Consider the following 17,892-nt stretch of genomic DNA (forward strand, 5'->3'; position numbering starts at 1 on the left):
CTCACGACGAGGGTGTTGCTGCCGCTGCCGGCAGGCGGACAATGAAGCGCGCACCGAGGCGGGGACGATCGCAATCGGCAGGCTGTCCGGCATCCTCGCCCGCCGGGACTTCCGCGAAGCGGTTCTCCGCCCAGATGCGACCGCGGTGCGCCTCTACGATCTGGCGTGAAATGGAAAGACCGAGACCGGAATTCTGACCAAAGCCCTGGTCCGGCCGGTCCGTGTAGAAGCGTTCGAAGATTCGTTCGAGTGCATGGGGAGGAATGCCTGGCCCGTCGTCCTCGACGATGATCTCGACCTCCTGAGGCAACCGCTGCAACTCGACACGGATCTCCGCATCCGGTGGCGAGAAGGACGCGGCGTTGTCGATGAGGTTGCGCACGACTTGTCCAAGGCGGCCGTCATTCCCTACGACAAAGAAAGCGCTGTTTCCGAGCGAACTCTTGTTAACTGTGACCTTGATGGGCACCGATCCCGTAGGCTTCAGCTCGTTGGCGACGCCCGCGACGGTCTGCACGAGGCGTTCGAGGTCCACTGGCTCGGCCTCCGCGCGCGCGAGTTCCGCATCAAGGCGGGACGCGTCGGAAATGTCGCTGATCAGCCGGTCGAGCCGCCGCACATCCTGCTGAATGACCTCGAGCAGCCGGTTTCGTGCGTCCGCCCGCTTGGCGAGGGGGAGGGTTTCGACCGCGCTGCGCAGGGAGGTGAGCGGGTTCTTCAGCTCATGGGCGACGTCCGCCGCGAAGCTCTCGATGGCGTCGATGCGGTTATAGAGTGCCCGCGTCATATCCCGAAGGGCCCCGGAAAGATGGCCAATCTCGTCCGAGCGATCGGTGAAATCGGGGATTTCCTGGCGCGATTTGATGCCGCGCCGCACCCGCTCGGCAGCATCAGCAAGCCGGCGCACGGGACCGGCGATCGTGCCGGCAAGGAGCACCGAGAGGATCGTCATCACACCCGCGGACACGGCAAAGACACGCAGGATAGCCCAGCGTTCCGCCGAGATGATCGCGTCGATATCGCCGCCCTGCGTCGAGAGCAGCAAGGCCCCCCTGACTGTGCGGAATCTCTGGATCGGCACAGCCACAGAGACGATCGTCTGGCCACGGTTGTTGACGCGGACCACCGTTCCCGGCGTTCCGATGAGAGCCTGCTGGACCTCGGGCAGTGAACGCCCGTTGATGGGCGCGAGCTCGTCGATGAGGGGAGACGACCCCTTGCCGAGCAGCTTCCAGAATCCTTGCCAGACGCGTTCGAGCAGGGGCGGTTTGTTTTCCACAAGGGGCGGCAGGTCGTAACGGAGAATATCGCCGCGCGAGTAGAGCGAGCGGGAATCAAGAAGCAGCAGGCCGTCACGATCATAGATGCGCGCCCGCGTGCGTGTCGGGGTGACTAGGCGCCGCAGCACCGGGGCCACCCGTTCGGGATTGATGGAAAACTCCAGCGGCGACAGCTCGTCGTTCATGCCGAAGCTTTCGCCGGCCTGCAATTGCAGGAGCTTGTCGGGATCGAGCGTCAGGGTATCCGTCTCGACGGTGGCCGAGGCGGCAACCGCTGCGGCGATGATCTCACCCTGGGTGAGGAGGCTCTGAACGCGCGCATCGATGAGGCCGGCGCGGAACTGGTTGAGATAGAGGAAGCCGAGCAGGAGGGCGACGAGCCCGGCCAGGTTGAGCACGACGATGCGCCGCGTCAGGCTGGAGGCGCTGCGCGAGGCAAGACCGGCCGCGCCGCGCCGGAGGGCCCGGGCAACGCCGCTGAGGAAACGCCGCGCTCCGCTGGAATGCATGCGTTCCGAACGATCAATCGGCTCGACAGCCATTGTCCTCGTCTAAGCCTTTCCGTGGAGCCGCCAACTCCGATACCAGCCCTGCGGCCGGATGTGCATGGCTATTGGCGCTGAAGCGTGCTGCGATGCCTTTCGCAGGAAGGGTGCTCCACCTCTCCAGGATCGATCACCTCCTCATCTTCTGGATGAGTCGGTCCAGAAAGCAGCGTGATCTGGAGCAAATCCACGTCAATGAATGTGCTCGTCTATTCGCAAGCGAATTGTCCGCAACAGGCGGACGTGCCCTATGCCTCCTTGAAGCGATAGCCAACGCCGTAAAGCGTTTCGATCATGTCGAAGCTGTCGTCCACCGCCTTGAACTTCTTGCGCAGCCGCTTGATGTGGCTGTCGATGGTCCGGTCATCGACATAGACCTGGTCATCATAGGCAGCGTCCATCAAGGCGTTGCGGCTCTTCACCACGCCCGGGCGTTGGGCGAGCGCCTGCAGGATCAGGAACTCCGTCACCGTCAGGGTCACCGGGTCGTTGTGCCAGGTGCAGGTGTGACGCTCGGGATCCATCTTCAGCAGTCCGCGCTCCAGAGCCTTGGCGTCGTTTTCGCGCGAGGCGGTCTGATCACGCGGGCTGACACGACGCAGCACGGCCTTGACGCGCTCCACGAGCAAACGCTGTGAAAACGGCTTCCGGATAAAATCGTCGGCGCCCATCTTGAGGCCGAACAATTCATCGATCTCCTCGTCCTTGGAGGTGAGAAAGATCACAGGCAGGTCGGTTTTCTGGCGCAAGCGGCGGAGAAGCTCCATGCCGTCCATGCGTGGCATCTTGATGTCGAGGATTGCAAGGTCCGGCGGGTTGGTTTTCAGCCCGTCAAGCGCGGAGGCGCCGTCGGTATAGGTTTGAATGCGGTAACCCTCTGCCTCCAGTGCAATGGAGACCGAGGTGAGGATGTTTCGATCGTCGTCGACGAGGGCGATGGTCGGCATGCGTCTCGCTCATCATTCCGTTTCGCGCGGCCCCAAGAGCCATAAGTGCGGCCGCAGAGGCGTCACGTGCAGTGTCACCTCGCGTCCTACGGCGGCCGAAATAAGGCAGCGCGGCCCACTATCTTAGCCTGATTGGCGTCTTCGCACCATCGCGCAGGCCAAAAAGCACCCACCCCCGGCCAAGCGATCCTCAATTTTTGAGCTCCGATGGGGCAGTCTGTGGGCATTGTCCGAATGAAGATAAGTTCAAGAACATTTCCGTTTGGCACAAGACCCGCTTCCGCTTCCCGCACTTGTCGATAATGCAATTGTGCCGGCGCAGGCGGGCCTATAGCGAAGAGGCGAGAAGCGGCGTGGAGATGGACGTGACAAGCGGCCAGCGCTCCTGGCACGTCATGCAAGACCGCCGCGTCATGCAGGTGCCCGACTTCAGCCTGTGGCGCCTGACGGACACTGCTGCCCGTTTCGGAACGGGCGTGTCGATCGCTGAGGCGAGCTCTTCAGGATGCCCAATACAAACCACCGGGCTGACATGGCACGTGTCGCCACTCTTCTGGCGGGCGCTCCCGATGGACCATGGGCGTGACAGGCATCGATCCCGATGGACTCGACCTGAGCTCGCCGACAGCGACCGCGAATCTCATTTCCGCATGGGGTCGACGCGCCGGAAGTCGTCGCGCCGCTTGCTGCTGTACTTGCTTACCAAGGTGCCGAAGATCGTGATCAAGCGTTACAAATGCGCGGAATTGTCAATTAAATGCCGCAAATCCGCTTGCAAAGCTGACGCTCCTGACGAAAAACGCCACTGAAGTCGTCGGCGGTCGGGCAATAGTGCGGCCGGACGGGCATTCAGCCGGGCTCAAGGTGAGAGCTGGCAGCGTGATCTTGGGAGATATGATATGTCCGAACCAGAGCGCCACCTACCACCCACGGGAGATGCCGGTGCGAAGACCGCCATGAAGGCGGCCGCCGCGAGCGCCGCCTCCTTCGACCAGATCGGCGCCGCCAAGACGCTCCTGCGGAGTACGCGTTACGGCGCGCTCGGCTCGCTCGATACCGAGCATGCGCCCTACACATCTCTCGTCAATGTCGCGACGGATGTCGATGGCGCGCCTGTCATTCTGATTTCGCGCCTGGCTCTCCACACCAAGAACATCCTCCGCGACTCCCGCGTCTCGCTGATGCTGTCGCATGTCGGTGGCGGCGATCCTTCAGCTCATCCGCGCATCAGCATCAAGGGCCGCGCGTCGCTCACCACGGATGAAAACTCGCGCCGGCGCTTCCTGGCGCGGCATCCTGCATCCGCCGGCTACGCCAGCTTCGCGGATTTCGGCTTCTACCGCATCGAGCCGGAAAGCGCCCACCTCGTCGCAGGCTTCGGGCGTATATACAGCCTCAAGGCCGAAGAGTTCATGACGGATCTCACCGGCGCCGAGGCCATCGTCGCAGGCGAGGCGGGCGCCGTCGCCCACATGAACGAGGACCATGCAGACGCGCTGGAACTCTACGCGGTGAAGCTTCTGGGGCAGGAGCCAGGTTCGTGGGTTGCGACCGGCATCGATCCTGATGGTCTCGATCTGATGCTCGGAGACAAGACGGCACGCCTGCCTTTCCCCAAACCGGCGGAAGGCACGAGCCTCTCCCTGCGAGGCGTCCTGAAGGACCTGGCGCAGGAAGCCCGCCGGGTTGCCTGATATACGAACTCATTCAAGCGCCCGTCCTGATGAGATCAGGGCGGGCGCTGTCTATCTGTCGTCCGCTTGGCTTTTAGTCTAACGTCCGAGTGTACGTCGTCCTGGCGAGAGGTTTTGGGGGGTTCTCGTCACCATTGTGAGAGGCATGGCAAAAACGCGCATGGCAAGGGAGACAAACGTGGCGAACGCCGGACTGTTCAACGAAGCACATGGCGCCGAAACATTCGGCTTCCGTAAGCTCCAGGGTGTGAACTGGAACTTTCAGGCACCGCGCCTCTATGAGGAGTCTTTGAAGCGCGGTGAGGCGAAGATCGCCGCCGGCGGCGCTTTGACCGCCGACACAGGCGTCCATACCGGGCGCAGCCCGAAGGACAAGTTCGTCGTGAAGGACGACGTTACCGCCGACGCCGTCTGGTGGGACAACAACGGCGCGATCACCCCCGCGCAGTTTGATGTGCTCCTCGAGGATTTTCTCAAGCATGCCGAGGGTAAGGAGCTTTTCGCCCAGGATCTCTTCGGCGGAGCTGATCCGGCCTATCGTGTGAAGACGCGGGTCTTCACGGAATATGCGTGGCACTCGCTGTTCATCCGTAACCTTCTGGTGCGGCCGGAACTCGGCGATCTGCGCAATTTCGTGCCCGAACTCACCATCGTCGACCTGCCGTCGTTCAAGGCAGATCCCGCACGCCACGGCGTCAGGAGCGAGACGGTGATCGCCTGCGATTTCACGCGCAAGATCGTGCTCATCGGGGGCACCTCCTACGCGGGTGAGATGAAGAAGTCGGTCTTTACCTACTTCAACTACATCCTGCCGGCCGAGAACGTCATGCCGATGCATTGCTCCTCGAACGTTGGTGCGCGTGGTGATGTGGCGATTTTCTTCGGCCTCTCCGGCACGGGCAAGACGACCTTGTCGTCGGATCCGGAGCGCACGTTGATCGGCGATGACGAGCATGGCTGGAGCGAGCGCGGCGTCTTCAACTTCGAAGGCGGCTGCTATGCAAAGACCATCCGCCTGTCGCGCGAGGCCGAGCCGGACATCTACGCGGCGACCGAGCGCTTCGGAGCGGTTCTCGAAAATGTTGTGCTCGATCCCTTCACCAGCGAGCCGGACTTCGACGACGATTCCAAGACCGAGAATACGCGTTGCGCCTATCCTCTGGACTTCATCGCCAATGCGAGCCCCACGGGCCGTGCCGGTATTCCCAAGAACGTCGTGATGCTGACCTGTGATGCTTTCGGCGTCCTGCCGCCGATCGCCAAGCTGACGCCGGCGCAGGCGATGTATCATTTCCTGTCGGGCTACACCGCCAAGGTGGCCGGCACCGAGAAGGGCGTCACCGAGCCTGAGGCAACGTTCTCGACATGCTTCGGGTCGCCGTTCCTGCCGCGCCACCCCTCCGTCTACGGCAATCTGCTACGTGATCTCATCGGAAAGCACGGCGTGGATTGCTGGCTGGTGAATACCGGCTGGACGGGCGGCAAATACGGGATCGGGCGGCGCATGCCGATCCGCGTCACGCGCCGTCTTCTCACGGCGGCGCTCGACGGCTCGCTGAATCGTGCCGATTTCCGGCAGGATCCGTATTTCGGCTTCGCGGTGCCAACGTCGGTGCCTGGTGTCGAACCGCATATCCTGTACCCAGTCAAGACCTGGGCCAACAAGGCGGATTTCGCAGAGACGGCGAAGACGCTGATCGGTATGTTCCAGAAGAACTTCGGCAAGTTCGAGGGCCACGTCGATGCCGACGTACGCCAAGCCGGGCCGCATAGCTCGCTGGCGGCCTGAAGCAGGCCGATAACCGACACGCAGACAGTGAAGGCCGGGGGGCCCCGGCCTTTTTGTTGTGTTATCAGACGGAGCGTGTCGCGCCGCCGTCCACACGCACCTTCGTGCCCGTTACGTAGGATGCCCGCGTGCTTGCTAGGAAGGCGACCACATCGGCGAATTCCTGCGGATCGCCGAGGCGTCCGGCGGGAATGGTCGCGATGGAGCTCTTGGCGACCTCTTCGACGCTCTTGCCGCTCTGCTTGGCATTGGCCGAATCGAGTTCGGCTATGCGCTCGGTCGCGATCCGGCCGGGCAGCACGACGTTGACGGTCACGCCGTTGGCGGCCACTTCGCTCGAGAGTGTCTTCGACCAGCCGATCAAGGCCGAACGAATGCCGTTCGAGAGCGCCAGCCGCGGGATGGGCTGCTCGACGCCGGAGGAGGCCACGGTGATGATCCGCCCCCAACCCCTTTCCTGCATGGGTGGCAGAAGGAGCTGGGTCAGATGGATGAGATTGGCCGCCATGGCCTCGAACTGCTTAAGCCAGCTCTCTCGGGGTGCTTCCTGAGCGGTCGCGGGCGGCGGTCCGCCGGAATTATTGACGAGAATATCGACGCCACCGTTTGCCGTCATGGCCGTGGCGAGCGCTTCCACGCTGGCAAGATCGAAGAGATCGACCGTGGCCGGTGTCACCCGGGCGCGGACGTCGGGGGGCAGATCCGCCGTCCAGCTCGCGATCTTGTCGAGGTTGCGCGAGGCGGCAACGACATCTGCGCCCTCGACCGCCAGCGTTCGGGCAATGGCAGCACCAAGGCCACGGCTCGCACCCAGAACCAGAGCGCGTTTTCCGGACAATCCTAGATCCATCGTTCCATCTCCATCTCATCGCGACCCATGTTTAACACGGTCTTAGGCCGATTGGCGCAGGATGGGAATGTCGGTCCTTCGAGAGTCCGACAAACGGGGGGATGGGGACGAGCCTGCGGGTTGTGGATGACGAAGCTGGATATGTGGAGGAAACACGTTTCGCAATGCCCGGCGCGTGATTTGCATTTCGGTTGGATGAAGTATCGGATTTTATAGATATTAATAAGAAGCAGAATAAAAAATATAAGTGATGTATTTTTCCTAAATCTCGCGAATTGGCCAATGTTGGTGGTTCGTGAAAAGTACTGGCAACTATTATTGTGTGGTCGATTGCTATGTCTTTGTCGTCTTATTTTGGGGCAGGGGCTGCCCAAGATGTTATTGCTTCGCGTTTGCGGTCCGGTATCGGCACGCTCTGGCAACATGTTCCGGCAAACGTCCGCAAGACAGTGCGGCTCCGAGTGGTCGGCACGCCAAGGCGCAGTGGAGCACGTCCCTCGGCGCCGGGAGGCTCGGTCTATATTGCGGGGGTTCTGGAGGGAGCTTCTCAGGCTGGCTGGTCGGCCCGGCTCATGCAGACGCTCGCCGTGGAAGCGGGGCTGCCGGTCGGGAAGATCGATATCGCCCATGCCTTTCGGACGGTCAGGGGGCGACGTGAGAAAACCCGAGCGACGGGTGCGGGAACCCTTTTTGTCCATCTGGGACCGGATCAACTCGCCTACGGCCTCTCCTATATCGAGGAAGAGGCCCTCGCGGATAAATTCGTCATCGGCTATTGCCCATGGGATCTGGAGCAGCTACCGCCCGAAACAGCGGCGCAACTCTCTCTGCTGGACGAGGTGTGGGTGCCGAGCCATTTCACCCGTCGTGCCTTTCAGGCGGCGGGTGTCCGCCGTCCGATCCGCGTCATTCCCTATATCCTCGATGTACCTCCAGCGGTTCATGCGGATCGCAAGCGCTTCGGGCTCGACGAGGACAGCTTCATCGTCGCCTCCGTCGCCAATCTCAATTCAGGATTTGCTCGCAAGAATCCGCTGGCAACCATCTCCGCTTTTCAAAGGGCGTTCTCCCGTCATGAACAAGTCACGCTCGCCTTGAAGATCAATAAGGCCGACCAGGCCTCGGCCGGCTACGCCAAGTTGCGGAAGATTGCGGAGCAGGATTCAAGGATCAAGCTGATCAGTCGTGATCTCGCGGACGACGACATGTGGCGCTTTCTCGCCAGCGCCGATGTCGTGCTGTCACTGCATCGGGCGGAGAGTTTTGGAGTGACCCTCGCCCAGGGCATGCTCCTTGGCCGTCCGACCGTCGCCACGGCCTGGTCCGGAAACCTCGATTTCATGCCGCAAAGTGGCAGCTGCCTTGTGCCTAGCCGCCTCGTTCCGGTGGAAGGCGCTGACAAGCTGGAGGGTTGCCAGGGGCAGGTCTGGGCCTCACCGGATGTGCCGGCCGCGGCGGATATTCTTCGGCGTCTGTATGGCGACCCCAATTTGCGGCTCATCCTGGGGGAGGCCGGCCGCCAAGCGGCGCGGCGCTTCATGCAGCATCACCGCTTGCGCCTTGTCGGCGAGTTACGCAGCTGGGCCAATCCACAGCGGATATCTGCCGCCGCTGTTGCTGGTATGGCGTCGAATTTCGGCCAGGGCAACGGCGACCGTCTGGTCGGTTGAAGACAATCGAGCCGCGAGATCTGCGCGGCACGATTGCCTGTTCCGTCGAGTCGTGCTCAGGAGGCGGGCGGAGCCGAGGGAGCGGCGACAGGCTGGGCGGCGAGGGCTTCGCGGAGAGCCTGCTCCTTGCTATGATCGAGCGAGGTCTTGATGACAGTTCCGCCGGTCCCACGCAGGTCTTCGAGCACCTTGTCGCCTGTGACGTTCTGCACGAGAACGAACAGGGCGGCGTTGCCCGGCTGGAGCGTCTCGCTGAGCTCCTTCATGAACTTGTCATTGATGCCGTAGTCGGTGAGGGCGCCGCCAAGTGCCCCCGAGGCCGCGCCGATGGCTGCGCCAACGAGCGGCATCAGGAAGATGGCACCGATTAGCAGGCCCCAGATACTACCGGAAGCAGCCCCGACAGCTGTCGTGTTCATGAGCTGGTTAAGCTTCACGTGGCCGCTTTCGTTTTTTGTGGCGATAACGGCATCGCCGATCTGGATCAGATACTCCTTCTGCAAGTTGAAGAGGCGCTGGCGAACTTCTTCTGCCTTTTGTTCGGAGGGGTATACAACGACGACGAGATCGGACATGGGACACTCCACAGGGTGAGCGTCTGATAAGACGCGGGCGGAGCCTATCACCAAGCCAGAAGGCCCGCCAATGCTTCACTTTGCTTGGATATGCCAGCGATCACGCTGCTCGGCATATCGGCCTGCAACATTTCGCCGTTCCATGCATTATCGAATGAGGTAGCCCAGGAGGACTCGAACCTACGCTGATCGGCATGGCCGTGAGCACGGCCGGTGAGACGATGCCCATGTCATACGGGCTTAATTATGGACCCGGTGCGTCATGCTGGCGGCTCTCGTTACGAGTTTAAACCGAAAATTCAACGCGATCAGTTAGCGTGTATTTGGGTTAAGCGATTGATGTCTGCTCATCAATAAGAATTGAATGTCGTGGGAGAACCTAAATGAAACATCTCATTATTATCGGGTTGCTTGCCGTAGGCTTGGCTGCGTGTAATCCGAACGATCGGACCGATCGGACCATCGGTGGTGCGGCTATCGGTGCCGGGGCTGGTGCCTTGGTTGGTGGTCTCGCGACGGGACGCGCCGGTGGCGCACTCGCAGGCGCAGCCATTGGCGGTGTCGGCGGCGCGATCGTTGGTAATGCGACAACTCCCACCTGCCGTACCTACGTCTACCGCGGTCGTCGCTATCAGGAATGCTAAGGAAGCGCCGGGCGGACCAGTCGCCCGGCTTTTTCAAGGCGTCTGAGATGAATCACATTGAGGTGGATGCGTCGGCTATCCCCGGCGAACTATGGTTCGCTGGGTCCGCAGCACATTGCCGTTGGCAGCTACGGGAGTTCGTCATAGCTCCGACAAAGATGCATCAGGCCATTGGAGGGCTCTCCGCGGATAAGGAGGGCAACGGTGTGCGTAGTCTCAGTTCCGGATGCTCTTCAAATCGCTGGAGCGGTGTCATCCAGCGCCGGAGGGTCTGCGCGGCGGTAAAACGCGCCGTGAACGGGTCTTTGCCGTAGACAACCCAGGATATTGTTTCGCCTAGCTCCAGCAGCGCGAAGGCGCCGGCTGGTTCGGGTCCCGTTGTGAAGCTTTCTGTCAGCGATTGCAGCGTCAGATGGGGAATGCCATCCACGGTCGTCAGCGTGTTCCAGTGGACGTGGCCTGACAGGCATACGACGGGAACCCGCGCCCGCGACAGCACCGCCCGCGCGCGCTCGGCGCCAGGATAGGTCGAAGACGCGGGGTTGCGTTCGAAGTAATAGTTGCCGATCTGACTATGACCCGAAACCGGGACATGGCTCATGATGGCAAGCGGACGGTCAGCGGCATCCACTGTCGCGGCGAGCCAGAGCAGGTCCGCTTCCCTCAGCACGAAGCCGCCCGGCCGATAGATCTTTGAATCCGCGGCCCAGAAGACGAGGCGCCATTCTCCAAGATCGACCACGCGATGTCCGAGGGGCTGTCCCAGGATCGCCTCGTTCTCCGCAACGGAGAGATGATCGCGATCATGATTGCCGCAAAGGTGGAAGCGTGGCGCCATTATCGGCGCGAAGGCGTCCGCCACCTCCTGCTCGAGCCTGAGGTCCGTCTCATGGTCGCGGTCGGAGATGCGGTCGCCGAGATCGATCACAGCATCCGGCCGCGCGTCGCCGACGAAGCGGCGGAATTCCTCCATCAGCGGCAGCGCCTCGACGCCAACCTTGGTGAAACTATTGTCGCCATGGTGGATGTCGGCGACGAAGGCGAGACGAAGGGCTTGGCTCATGACAGGCTCTCAAGAATGGCACAACAGCCGGTACTTCAGTGATCGGGAAGGGAGCCGGCGCCAGCCGGCTCCATAGATATCACCGGGACGCGAAGTTCACGCGGCCGGCCCGGAAATCGAGCACATAGGGGATGTGGCCGGGCAGCGGCCGCCAAGCGAGCGACCGCTTCATGCCGTAGGACTCGTAGGGTTGGTAGAGCGGCAGGACTGGCGGGTCATTCTTGATCGCCTGCATCAGGTCGGCATAGGCTTGCTTGCGTTCCGCGAGATCCGTCGAGAAGCGGAATTTGTCCCACAAAGCGATATAGGCCTCGTCAGCCTTGAAGCGTCCTTCTGAGGCGGAATTGCCAGTTGGTGCCCACATGATGCCGAACGCACCGGCGGGATCGGGGAAATACATCGGGTTCGACCAGCCACGCGCCATCATGGTCGGGTCGGCGCCGGTCCATTGTTCGGTGACGTTGAGCTGGGTCTTGACGCCGACAGCGCCCCACATTTCCTGAATCGCCTGCGCGGCGAGCAAGCCGTTGGTGTAATAGGCCGCCTGAATATCGTAGCGGATCGGGAAACCGTCATAGCCGGCCTCCTTGAGGAGCCCCCTTGCCTTTTCCGGATCATACTCGAAGGTGTTGAGCTCAGGCATATACAGAGGCCCAAACTGCTCAAAGCTATGCGACGTCGGCACCTTGGCCTTGCCGAACCAGAGCGCCTCATTCAGCGTCTTGCGGTCGATCGCATAGGACAGCGCTTGCCTCAGCTTCGGATTGGCCATCTTCGGGTTTTGCGTGTTGAAGATGACGACGTGGAAGAGCGGCGTCTGCATGCCTTCGACCTTGAGCTTCTGATCGGAGGCGATCGGGTCGAGCTGGTCCGGCGGAACGTTCGTGATAAGGTCGACTTCGCCGTTCTTGAGGGCGGTCAGGCGGCCCGAAAGTTCCGGAATGCGGGTGATGGTAACCTTCTCGAAGGGGGCCTTCTCACCCCAGAACCCATCATGGCGTTCATAGACAAGGCGCTGGTTGGGCACAAATTCGGTGATCTTGTAGGGGCCGGTGCCGACCGGCTTCAGCGCGAAGGCCTCGAAATCGGCAGCCTCGGCGATGTTCGGGTCGCCGGTCAGGCCCATGATGTATTTCTTCGGGACGATCATGCCCTGTTGCACGTTGAGCAGCGTTTCGAACAGCGGCTCGGGCTTCGTTGCGGTGAGACGGATCGTTTCGGCGTCCAGGACCTCGACCTTGGCCATATTCGGCAGGGTATCGCGCTTGCGGACCGTGTAAGGCGCGAAGGTCGAGTTGATGATGCGGTCGAAGGAGAAGACCACGTCTTCCGCCGTCATAGGATCGCCGTTGTGGAAGGTCACGCCCGGGCGAAGCTTGAGCTCGATCTCTGTCGGCGAGACCTGCTTCCAGCTCAGCGCGATGCCGGGCTGCCATACGCTCTCGGCCCGCGTGGCGTCCTTGCCGATCAGCGGGTCGAACGCGTTGAAATAGAACTGTGAGCCGACGTTGGAGAAATCGCGGCCCGGATCGAGCCAGGGCGCCATGTTCTGGACGCCGACTTTAAGTTCCTGTGCCGCGGCAACGCCGCTGAGCGCCGTAGTCGCCAGGGCGGCGAGCGCTATCGTCTTCAGGGTCTTCAGCATGACGGGGAGGTCCCTTTGCGGATGAGCGGAATGAGGCCTTGAGATCGGTTCGTGCGGACAGACTTTGGTGATGCGTGAAAGAGGCGGCGCACGGGTCTGGCGCTTGGGCGAATGGCGCGTCACCATCCACGCAGGCGTGGATCGAGTCGGTCACGCAGCGCATCGCCGAGCAGCATGGCGACGAGGCTCACGATGACGATGAGCAGAGCCGGCACGGCCACGATCCAGGGCGCCGAAGCCATGTAGTCGCGGCCCTGTCCGACCATGGAGCCGAGCGTCGCCGTCGGCGGCTGAACGCCGAGCCCGAGGAAGGACAGCGCCGATTCGAGCAGGATGAGGTTCGAGAAGTTCAGGCTCGCCATTACCACGACCGGCGAGATGAGGTTCGGGAGCATATGCACGGTGGCGATGCGCCAGCCGCTGGCGCCGACTGAGCGGGCGGCCTCGACGAACGGCATCTCCCTGAGGCTCAGCACCTGCGCCCGGATCAACCGCGCGAAATGCGCCCAATAGGCGATGCCGAGCACACAGATCAGCACCGTGACATCAGTGCCGGCGATCGCCACCACGAAAAGGGCGACCAGCGTGAAAGGCAATGACATCATGATGTCGACGAGGCCCATGACCAGCGCGTCGACCCAGCCGCGCACCAGTCCGGCGAGGAGACCGAGCGCCGCGCCGAGGGCAAGGCCGAGAAGCGTGCCGAACAGGGCCAAAAGCAGCGTCAGCCGCAGGCCATGGAGGCAGCGGGAGAGGAGGTCCCGGCCGAGTTGGTCGGTCCCGAGCCAGTAGGCGGGATTGGCGCCCGCGAAGCCGACCGGAGGCTTCAACCGCGCCAGGAGTTTCTGTTGATCGGGATCGAACGGCGAAATGACAGGCGCTAGAATGGCGAGGCTGACGAACAGGAGCGCGAGCAGCCCGGCGATCGCGATGAAGGAATTGGGGCCGTTGGGCCAAGCCAGCTTGAGCCGCGGCAGGCGGCGCGTCGGAGCGGCGAGCTTGGAAGCCGTGATCTCGGTCATGGCGGCTCAGGCTCCTGCGATGCGAACGCGCGGATCAGCCGCCGCATAGGCGAGGTCGATCGCGAAATTGACGAGGATCACGGTGCCGGCGACGACGAGGACGCCGAATTGCAGCACGGGGTAGTCACGCCGCAGCGTCGCGCCGACAAGGAGGTCGCCGATGCCGTTCCAGGCGAAGACGGTCTCCACCACCACCGTGCCGGAAACGAGCGTTGTGATCTGCAGCCCGAGCACGGTGATGACCGGGATCAGCGCGTTGCGCAGCCCGTGCTGCAGGATGACCACGCGCTCGGACAGGCCCTTGGCGCGGGCGGTGCGCATGTAGTCCTCGGAGAGGACATCGAGCATGGCGTTGCGGGTGTAGCGCGTCAGCGCCGCGATGAAATAGGCCGAAAGCGCGGCTGTCGGCATCAGATAGTGCCAGAGGGTGGCCGAGCCTGCGCTGGGGAGCCAATGCAGCGTGTAGGAAAAGATGAGGAGCAGCAGGATCGCGAGCACGAAATTCGGGATCGCGTAGCCGAGGAAGGCGATGAAGAGCACGCTTTGGCCGCGGGCCTGACCGCGCCAGAGCGCCGCCAGAATGCCGAGCGGAACGCCGACCGCGATGGTGAGCACCAGTGTCGCCACCAAAAGCGATGCGCTCTGCCAGAGCCGTTCGCCGAAAATGACCGCGACCGGCCGCCGTTCCATCAGGCCCAGTCCAAAATCGCCGGAGGCGAGGGATTTCCAAAAGAGCGCGTATTGCTCGATCACCGGCCGGTCAAGGCCCCAATAGGCAATCATCTCGCCACGGGATGCCGCGTCGAGGCCTTCGGGCATCAGGAAATCGATCGGGTTGCCGGTCAGCCGCGTCGCGAGGAACACGGCCGTAACGATCGCCCAGAGCGTGATCGCCATCCGAACGAGGCGACCGCCCAGGAATGCGAACATCACGCCCTCCATCTCAGTCGGGATCAGGTCGGCATGCGGCTTCAGCCCATGCGACCGCCTCGTTCTCGCAGTCTTCCATGACAGGATAATGAACATTGCTCAGCTAATGATGCATTTGACACTGAGATAATATTAGTCCATGCAAGCCTTGCTCGAAGTTGGGATGCATGCCTTGCGCGCATTGGAAGATATCAGCGGCTGCCTCGTCGATCTTGATGGAACGCTGGTGAGTGGCGGGCTGCCGCTGCCAGGTGCCGCAGATTTTCTGGACGCCTTCGCAAACCGCTGTGTCATCGTCTCGAACGATGCCGAGCACACGCCTGTGGAATTGGCGCGCAGCCTGAGGCGGCTTCGGTTGAACGTCCCCGCTGAACGCATCCTGCTGGCAGGAGCGAGCGCGCTCGATGGTGTCGCGGCCGAGCGCCCGGGCGCACGGGTTCTCATGCTGGCGAGCCGCAGTCTGATGCGCTACGCGCGCGGCAGGGGGCTAGCGCCCGTGGCCGAGCGGCCGGATTTCGTATTTCTCGGGCGGGACCGTCAATTCACGTACGAGCGGCTGGCAATTGCGGCCAATGCGGTGCGGAGCGGTGCCAAGCTCGTCGTCGCCAATCCCGATCTTGTGCATCCCGGCGTGGGTGGCCGCGTTGTTCCTGAGACTGGAGCGCTGCTTGCGGCGTTGCTGGCCTGCACAGGTCCGGTTCCCTATCGCCTCGTTGGCAAGCCGCAGCCAGCCCTCTTCGAGGCCGGTCTTGCCCTCCTCGACCTGCCGCGCCACCTCGTGGCTATGGTTGGCGACAATCCTGCGACGGATGGGGAGGGCGCGCGCCGTGCCGGCTTGCGTTATGTGGAGATGACAGGCGGGTTTTTTCCTGACGCTGCTCGGGAGGGCGTGTGGCTCCAAGCAGAAGATGGCCTCGCCATTCCCGCAGGGGTCCCCTGAACAGCGAAAGGCGCCAGCGTGAGTGGGATTGAGGTCGGAGACAAAACGCGAGTGCCCGCCGTCGTCGGGCTGGATGGTGTTCTTGAACGCCTGACAGCTTTGCGGGCTAGCTTGCCGCCGACTGCGGCGCGCATTGCCGATTTTTTCCTCGCCCATGCGGCGGAGGTCGTCCATATGTCGGTCACGGAGGTGGCTGAGCGTGCCGGAGCGAGCGAAGGCAGCGTCATCTCGCTATGCCAGCAACTGGGCGCGCGTGGATTTCAGCAAGTCAAGATCGCCCTGGCGCGTGATCTCGTGCAACCCGTCCAGTTCATCCACGAGGATCTGTCGCCGACCGACGCGACCGGCACGGTGATCGAGAAGATCTTCCGCAGCGACCTGCAGGCTCTGCACGACACGATGAAGGTGCTCGATACCGGGGCGATGGAAGCGGCCGCGCACGCGATTCGCAAGGCGCGTCGGGTAGAGCTTTATGGCATCGGCAGCGCGGCGCCGATCGCCGAGGATGCCAACTACCGGCTTTTGCGCATCGGCGTCGAGGCCAAGGTGGTGGTCGATTCGCATGTGCAGGCGATCAGCGCGTCACTGACCGGGCCTGGCGTTGCGACGATCACCATTTCCCATTCCGGCTCGACCCACGAGACCGTGACCGCGACGAAACTCGCGCGGGAAGCCGGCGCGACGACGATCTGCATAACCAATTTCGGCAAATCGCCGTTGCTGGCGTATGCCGATATCGTGCTGCATACCATGGCGCGCGAGACGCAGTTCCGAACGGAAGCAATGACCAGCCGCATCGCTCAGCTCGCCGTCATCGACGCTCTCATCGCCTGCCTGTCCCTTGCCGATTATGACAAAGCATTGACGACGATCAGCAAGACTTTCGATGTGCTTTCGACGAAGCGCTTCTAGAATTAGATCAACAATTGAATGATTGGCGAGGCTGAGGCTCCGAAACCTCAGGTCATCCCGGAAGCCGCAAATCGTCCGGGATGACCGCTGTATACCATCCTCAATGCCGGGCTGGCCCAAGATCCTGAGCTGCCTAGGTTGTCTTCTTTGTCACGAGCGTCAATGTGCCGTCTTGGCTCAAGCTGGCCACGATGACTTGCGCTGACGTGCGCCCTTTTGATGTCAAGGCCGACTTGATTGCAGGCGTCGCTTCGATCGACGCGCGGAGCTGCTGAAGTTCGGTGGGGCTTCGTTGCGCCGCGGCGTTATTGACTTCCGTCCTCGTGGCCTCCGGCAGTTCTTCGATGTCGAAGACCCTGACACTTCGTATCTGTGGCGCTTCCTGGGGAACCTGTTGAGAAGTGGTTGGAGGCTTTGCAGCAGGAGCTTGTGCATAAGCGACGGGGGAAAACGCGAGGGTTGTGCTCGTCGCGAGTACCATCATGAGTCGCATCGATCATTCCTCATTAGCCGTTTCAGAAGCCATCTAGGCTGCAGGCGCAATGCGAGCGCAATCTGTCAGGCGGAGGATAACTCCGTGGTGATTATGTGTTCGTTATGTGAGCGTCACAGTAAGTAATGGCAAAAATCTGTATTCAGGATTGAATTGTTCCATGCCGCGCAAAAAAATAAAGGGATGCATATGGCCTTAGGAACAAAGGATGGACGTTGTAGGTCGTGCCTGGGTCTCACCATTGGTAACTAATATAAATTGCGCGAGGTGGTTGGGCGCATGTTCTCCTCCTTTGCCAAGCCTGCGCTGCAGCCGAGTCTGCACTATTCGCCTCGCGGAGCTTGTTTTGAAATACTATTTATAGGTCGAGACCGTGAGTAAATGCTACGTTCGCATCGTGTCTTCGTGCGGACGATGGGGTAGAGGTCTCGGCAAACAGTTTGGATATCTTTGATATCGAGGAGTACTGCTATGACCAATGGCTTCGAAAAAGTCGCCAAGTTGTTCAAGGATGCGCGTTACCAAGAGCGAAAGCATGGCGATGATGGCTACAATCTTTATCAGGACATGACGACAAAAAAATTCTGGATCGGGACGGAAGACAACCCGCGACAGGTCTGGTTGGTCGATCCAGCCAAGATCGAGGAGGCTCAGACGAGTTCGAGTTTCAAGCACTTCATTCCATCTTACCTTCAGCCTGCCAACGAACCGCTTGTTTCTAAGGCAAGCCACCGCAGCGTGCGAGATGTTAGCGCGTCGGACCTTGCGGAACATAGCGCGGGTTTTCACGCGCCAGATGCACCAGCAAAGGATGTCGAGGTTACCGGCGTTGATCCCAACGTTGAGATCCAGGCACTCCTGATGGCCGGCTTATGAGATGCGCAAGGCGGCAT

General features: G+C 61.7%; 16 protein-coding genes. 8 read left to right on the forward strand and 8 right to left on the reverse strand.

Translation table 11 applies throughout. The features are described from left to right. Position 1: 1 nt before the first annotated feature. Together KIO76_RS06960 and KIO76_RS06965 are read right to left on the reverse strand one after the other, a co-directional pair. Positions 2-1,822, reverse strand: coding sequence for a sensor histidine kinase (locus KIO76_RS06960; RefSeq protein WP_213322129.1), 1,821 nt, complete (start codon positions 1,820-1,822; stop codon positions 2-4). Positions 1,823-2,073: 251 nt separating this feature from the next. Beyond that, on the reverse strand, positions 2,074-2,772 hold the full coding sequence (locus tag KIO76_RS06965; protein ID WP_213322131.1) for a response regulator transcription factor: 699 nt from the start codon (positions 2,770-2,772) through the stop codon (positions 2,074-2,076). A 353-nt stretch (positions 2,773-3,125) separates the two neighbouring features. On the opposite strand from KIO76_RS06965, the gene KIO76_RS06970 reads away from it, so the two are divergent. The 3 genes from KIO76_RS06970 (at position 3,126) to KIO76_RS06980 (ending at position 6,255) form a co-directional block, all read left to right on the forward strand. Continuing rightward, positions 3,126-3,581: a hypothetical protein gene (locus tag KIO76_RS06970; RefSeq protein ID WP_213322133.1), complete on the forward strand. Its 456-nt coding sequence runs from the start codon at positions 3,126-3,128 to the stop codon at positions 3,579-3,581. A gap of 90 nt (positions 3,582-3,671) precedes the next feature. Further along, a complete protein-coding gene (locus tag KIO76_RS06975; protein WP_249729521.1) occupies positions 3,672-4,466 on the forward strand; it encodes a HugZ family pyridoxamine 5'-phosphate oxidase in 795 nt (264 codons plus the stop codon). Between the two features lie 160 nt (positions 4,467-4,626). Further along, complete coding sequence (locus KIO76_RS06980; RefSeq protein WP_213322134.1) at positions 4,627-6,255, forward strand: phosphoenolpyruvate carboxykinase; 1,629 nt, start codon at positions 4,627-4,629, stop codon at positions 6,253-6,255. A 64-nt stretch (positions 6,256-6,319) separates the two neighbouring features. On the opposite strand, the gene KIO76_RS06985 is transcribed toward KIO76_RS06980, so the two are convergent. Beyond that, positions 6,320-7,105: an SDR family oxidoreductase gene (locus KIO76_RS06985; RefSeq protein WP_213322135.1), complete on the reverse strand. Its 786-nt coding sequence runs from the start codon at positions 7,103-7,105 to the stop codon at positions 6,320-6,322. A 572-nt stretch (positions 7,106-7,677) separates the two neighbouring features. On the opposite strand from KIO76_RS06985, the gene KIO76_RS06990 reads away from it, so the two are divergent. Continuing rightward, positions 7,678-8,775 (forward strand): glycosyltransferase family 4 protein, encoded by a 1,098-nt coding sequence (locus KIO76_RS06990; protein WP_213322136.1) that lies wholly within the window; start codon positions 7,678-7,680, stop codon positions 8,773-8,775. A gap of 56 nt (positions 8,776-8,831) precedes the next feature. Here the strand turns inward: KIO76_RS06990 and KIO76_RS06995 are convergent, their stop codons facing one another. Next, positions 8,832-9,350: a DUF1269 domain-containing protein gene (locus KIO76_RS06995; protein ID WP_213322137.1), complete on the reverse strand. Its 519-nt coding sequence runs from the start codon at positions 9,348-9,350 to the stop codon at positions 8,832-8,834. A 383-nt stretch (positions 9,351-9,733) separates the two neighbouring features. Here KIO76_RS06995 and KIO76_RS07000 point away from each other — a divergent pair, with 383 nt between their 5' ends. Then, a complete protein-coding gene (locus KIO76_RS07000; protein WP_213322138.1) occupies positions 9,734-9,994 on the forward strand; it encodes a YMGG-like glycine zipper-containing protein in 261 nt (86 codons plus the stop codon). 163 nt (positions 9,995-10,157) lie between these two features. Here the strand turns inward: KIO76_RS07000 and KIO76_RS07005 are convergent, their stop codons facing one another. The 4 genes from KIO76_RS07005 to KIO76_RS07020 all read right to left on the reverse strand — a co-directional run bounded on the left by KIO76_RS07005 (position 10,158) and on the right by KIO76_RS07020 (position 14,654). After that, the gene (locus KIO76_RS07005; RefSeq protein ID WP_213322140.1) at positions 10,158-11,057 is read right to left on the reverse strand and encodes a metallophosphoesterase family protein; all 900 of its coding nucleotides are present in this window, start codon (positions 11,055-11,057) and stop codon (positions 10,158-10,160) included. Positions 11,058-11,136: 79 nt separating this feature from the next. Next, on the reverse strand, positions 11,137-12,702 hold the full coding sequence (locus KIO76_RS07010) for an ABC transporter substrate-binding protein (protein WP_213322141.1): 1,566 nt from the start codon (positions 12,700-12,702) through the stop codon (positions 11,137-11,139). 119 nt (positions 12,703-12,821) lie between these two features. Next, a complete protein-coding gene (locus tag KIO76_RS07015; protein ID WP_213322143.1) occupies positions 12,822-13,724 on the reverse strand; it encodes an ABC transporter permease in 903 nt (300 codons plus the stop codon). A gap of 6 nt (positions 13,725-13,730) precedes the next feature. After that, complete coding sequence (locus KIO76_RS07020) at positions 13,731-14,654, reverse strand: ABC transporter permease (protein WP_249729522.1); 924 nt, start codon at positions 14,652-14,654, stop codon at positions 13,731-13,733. 172 nt (positions 14,655-14,826) lie between these two features. Here KIO76_RS07020 and KIO76_RS07025 point away from each other — a divergent pair, with 172 nt between their 5' ends. The 3 genes from KIO76_RS07025 to KIO76_RS07035 all read left to right on the forward strand — a co-directional run bounded on the left by KIO76_RS07025 (position 14,827) and on the right by KIO76_RS07035 (position 17,875). Beyond that, entirely contained in the window at positions 14,827-15,594 is a 768-nt protein-coding gene (locus KIO76_RS07025) for an HAD-IIA family hydrolase (protein WP_213322145.1), read from the forward strand. Between the two features lie 51 nt (positions 15,595-15,645). Further along, positions 15,646-16,506, forward strand: a complete 861-nt coding sequence (locus tag KIO76_RS07030) for a MurR/RpiR family transcriptional regulator (protein WP_291976097.1) — start codon at positions 15,646-15,648, stop codon at positions 16,504-16,506. Positions 16,507-17,470: 964 nt separating this feature from the next. Further along, the gene (locus KIO76_RS07035; protein WP_213322147.1) at positions 17,471-17,875 is read left to right on the forward strand and encodes a hypothetical protein; all 405 of its coding nucleotides are present in this window, start codon (positions 17,471-17,473) and stop codon (positions 17,873-17,875) included. Positions 17,876-17,892: the final 17 nt, after the last annotated feature.

The sequence above is a fragment of the Chelatococcus sp. YT9 genome, from assembly GCF_018398315.1.
Taxonomy (GTDB): domain Bacteria; phylum Pseudomonadota; class Alphaproteobacteria; order Rhizobiales; family Beijerinckiaceae; genus Chelatococcus.

Excerpts from the sequence above, each read along its gene's own strand:
- KIO76_RS07010 (WP_213322141.1), bottom strand. The coding sequence starts at position 12,702 with ATGCTGAAGACCCTGAAGACGATAGCGCTCGCCGCCCTGGCGACTACG.
- KIO76_RS07000 (WP_213322138.1), top strand. The coding sequence starts at position 9,734 with ATGAAACATCTCATTATTATCGGGTTGCTTGCCGTAGGCTTGGCTGCG.
- KIO76_RS07015 (WP_213322143.1), bottom strand. The coding sequence starts at position 13,724 with ATGACCGAGATCACGGCTTCCAAGCTCGCCGCTCCGACGCGCCGCCTG.
- KIO76_RS07035 (WP_213322147.1), top strand. The coding sequence starts at position 17,471 with ATGACCAATGGCTTCGAAAAAGTCGCCAAGTTGTTCAAGGATGCGCGT.
- KIO76_RS06965 (WP_213322131.1), bottom strand. The coding sequence starts at position 2,772 with ATGCCGACCATCGCCCTCGTCGACGACGATCGAAACATCCTCACCTCG.
- KIO76_RS07020 (WP_249729522.1), bottom strand. The coding sequence starts at position 14,654 with ATGTTCGCATTCCTGGGCGGTCGCCTCGTTCGGATGGCGATCACGCTC.
- KIO76_RS06980 (WP_213322134.1), top strand. The coding sequence starts at position 4,627 with ATGGCAAGGGAGACAAACGTGGCGAACGCCGGACTGTTCAACGAAGCA.
- KIO76_RS07005 (WP_213322140.1), bottom strand. The coding sequence starts at position 11,057 with ATGAGCCAAGCCCTTCGTCTCGCCTTCGTCGCCGACATCCACCATGGC.
- KIO76_RS06995 (WP_213322137.1), bottom strand. The coding sequence starts at position 9,350 with ATGTCCGATCTCGTCGTCGTTGTATACCCCTCCGAACAAAAGGCAGAA.
- KIO76_RS06975 (WP_249729521.1), top strand. The coding sequence starts at position 3,672 with ATGTCCGAACCAGAGCGCCACCTACCACCCACGGGAGATGCCGGTGCG.
- KIO76_RS06960 (WP_213322129.1), bottom strand. The coding sequence starts at position 1,822 with ATGGCTGTCGAGCCGATTGATCGTTCGGAACGCATGCATTCCAGCGGA.
- KIO76_RS06985 (WP_213322135.1), bottom strand. The coding sequence starts at position 7,105 with ATGGATCTAGGATTGTCCGGAAAACGCGCTCTGGTTCTGGGTGCGAGC.
- KIO76_RS06990 (WP_213322136.1), top strand. The coding sequence starts at position 7,678 with ATGCAGACGCTCGCCGTGGAAGCGGGGCTGCCGGTCGGGAAGATCGAT.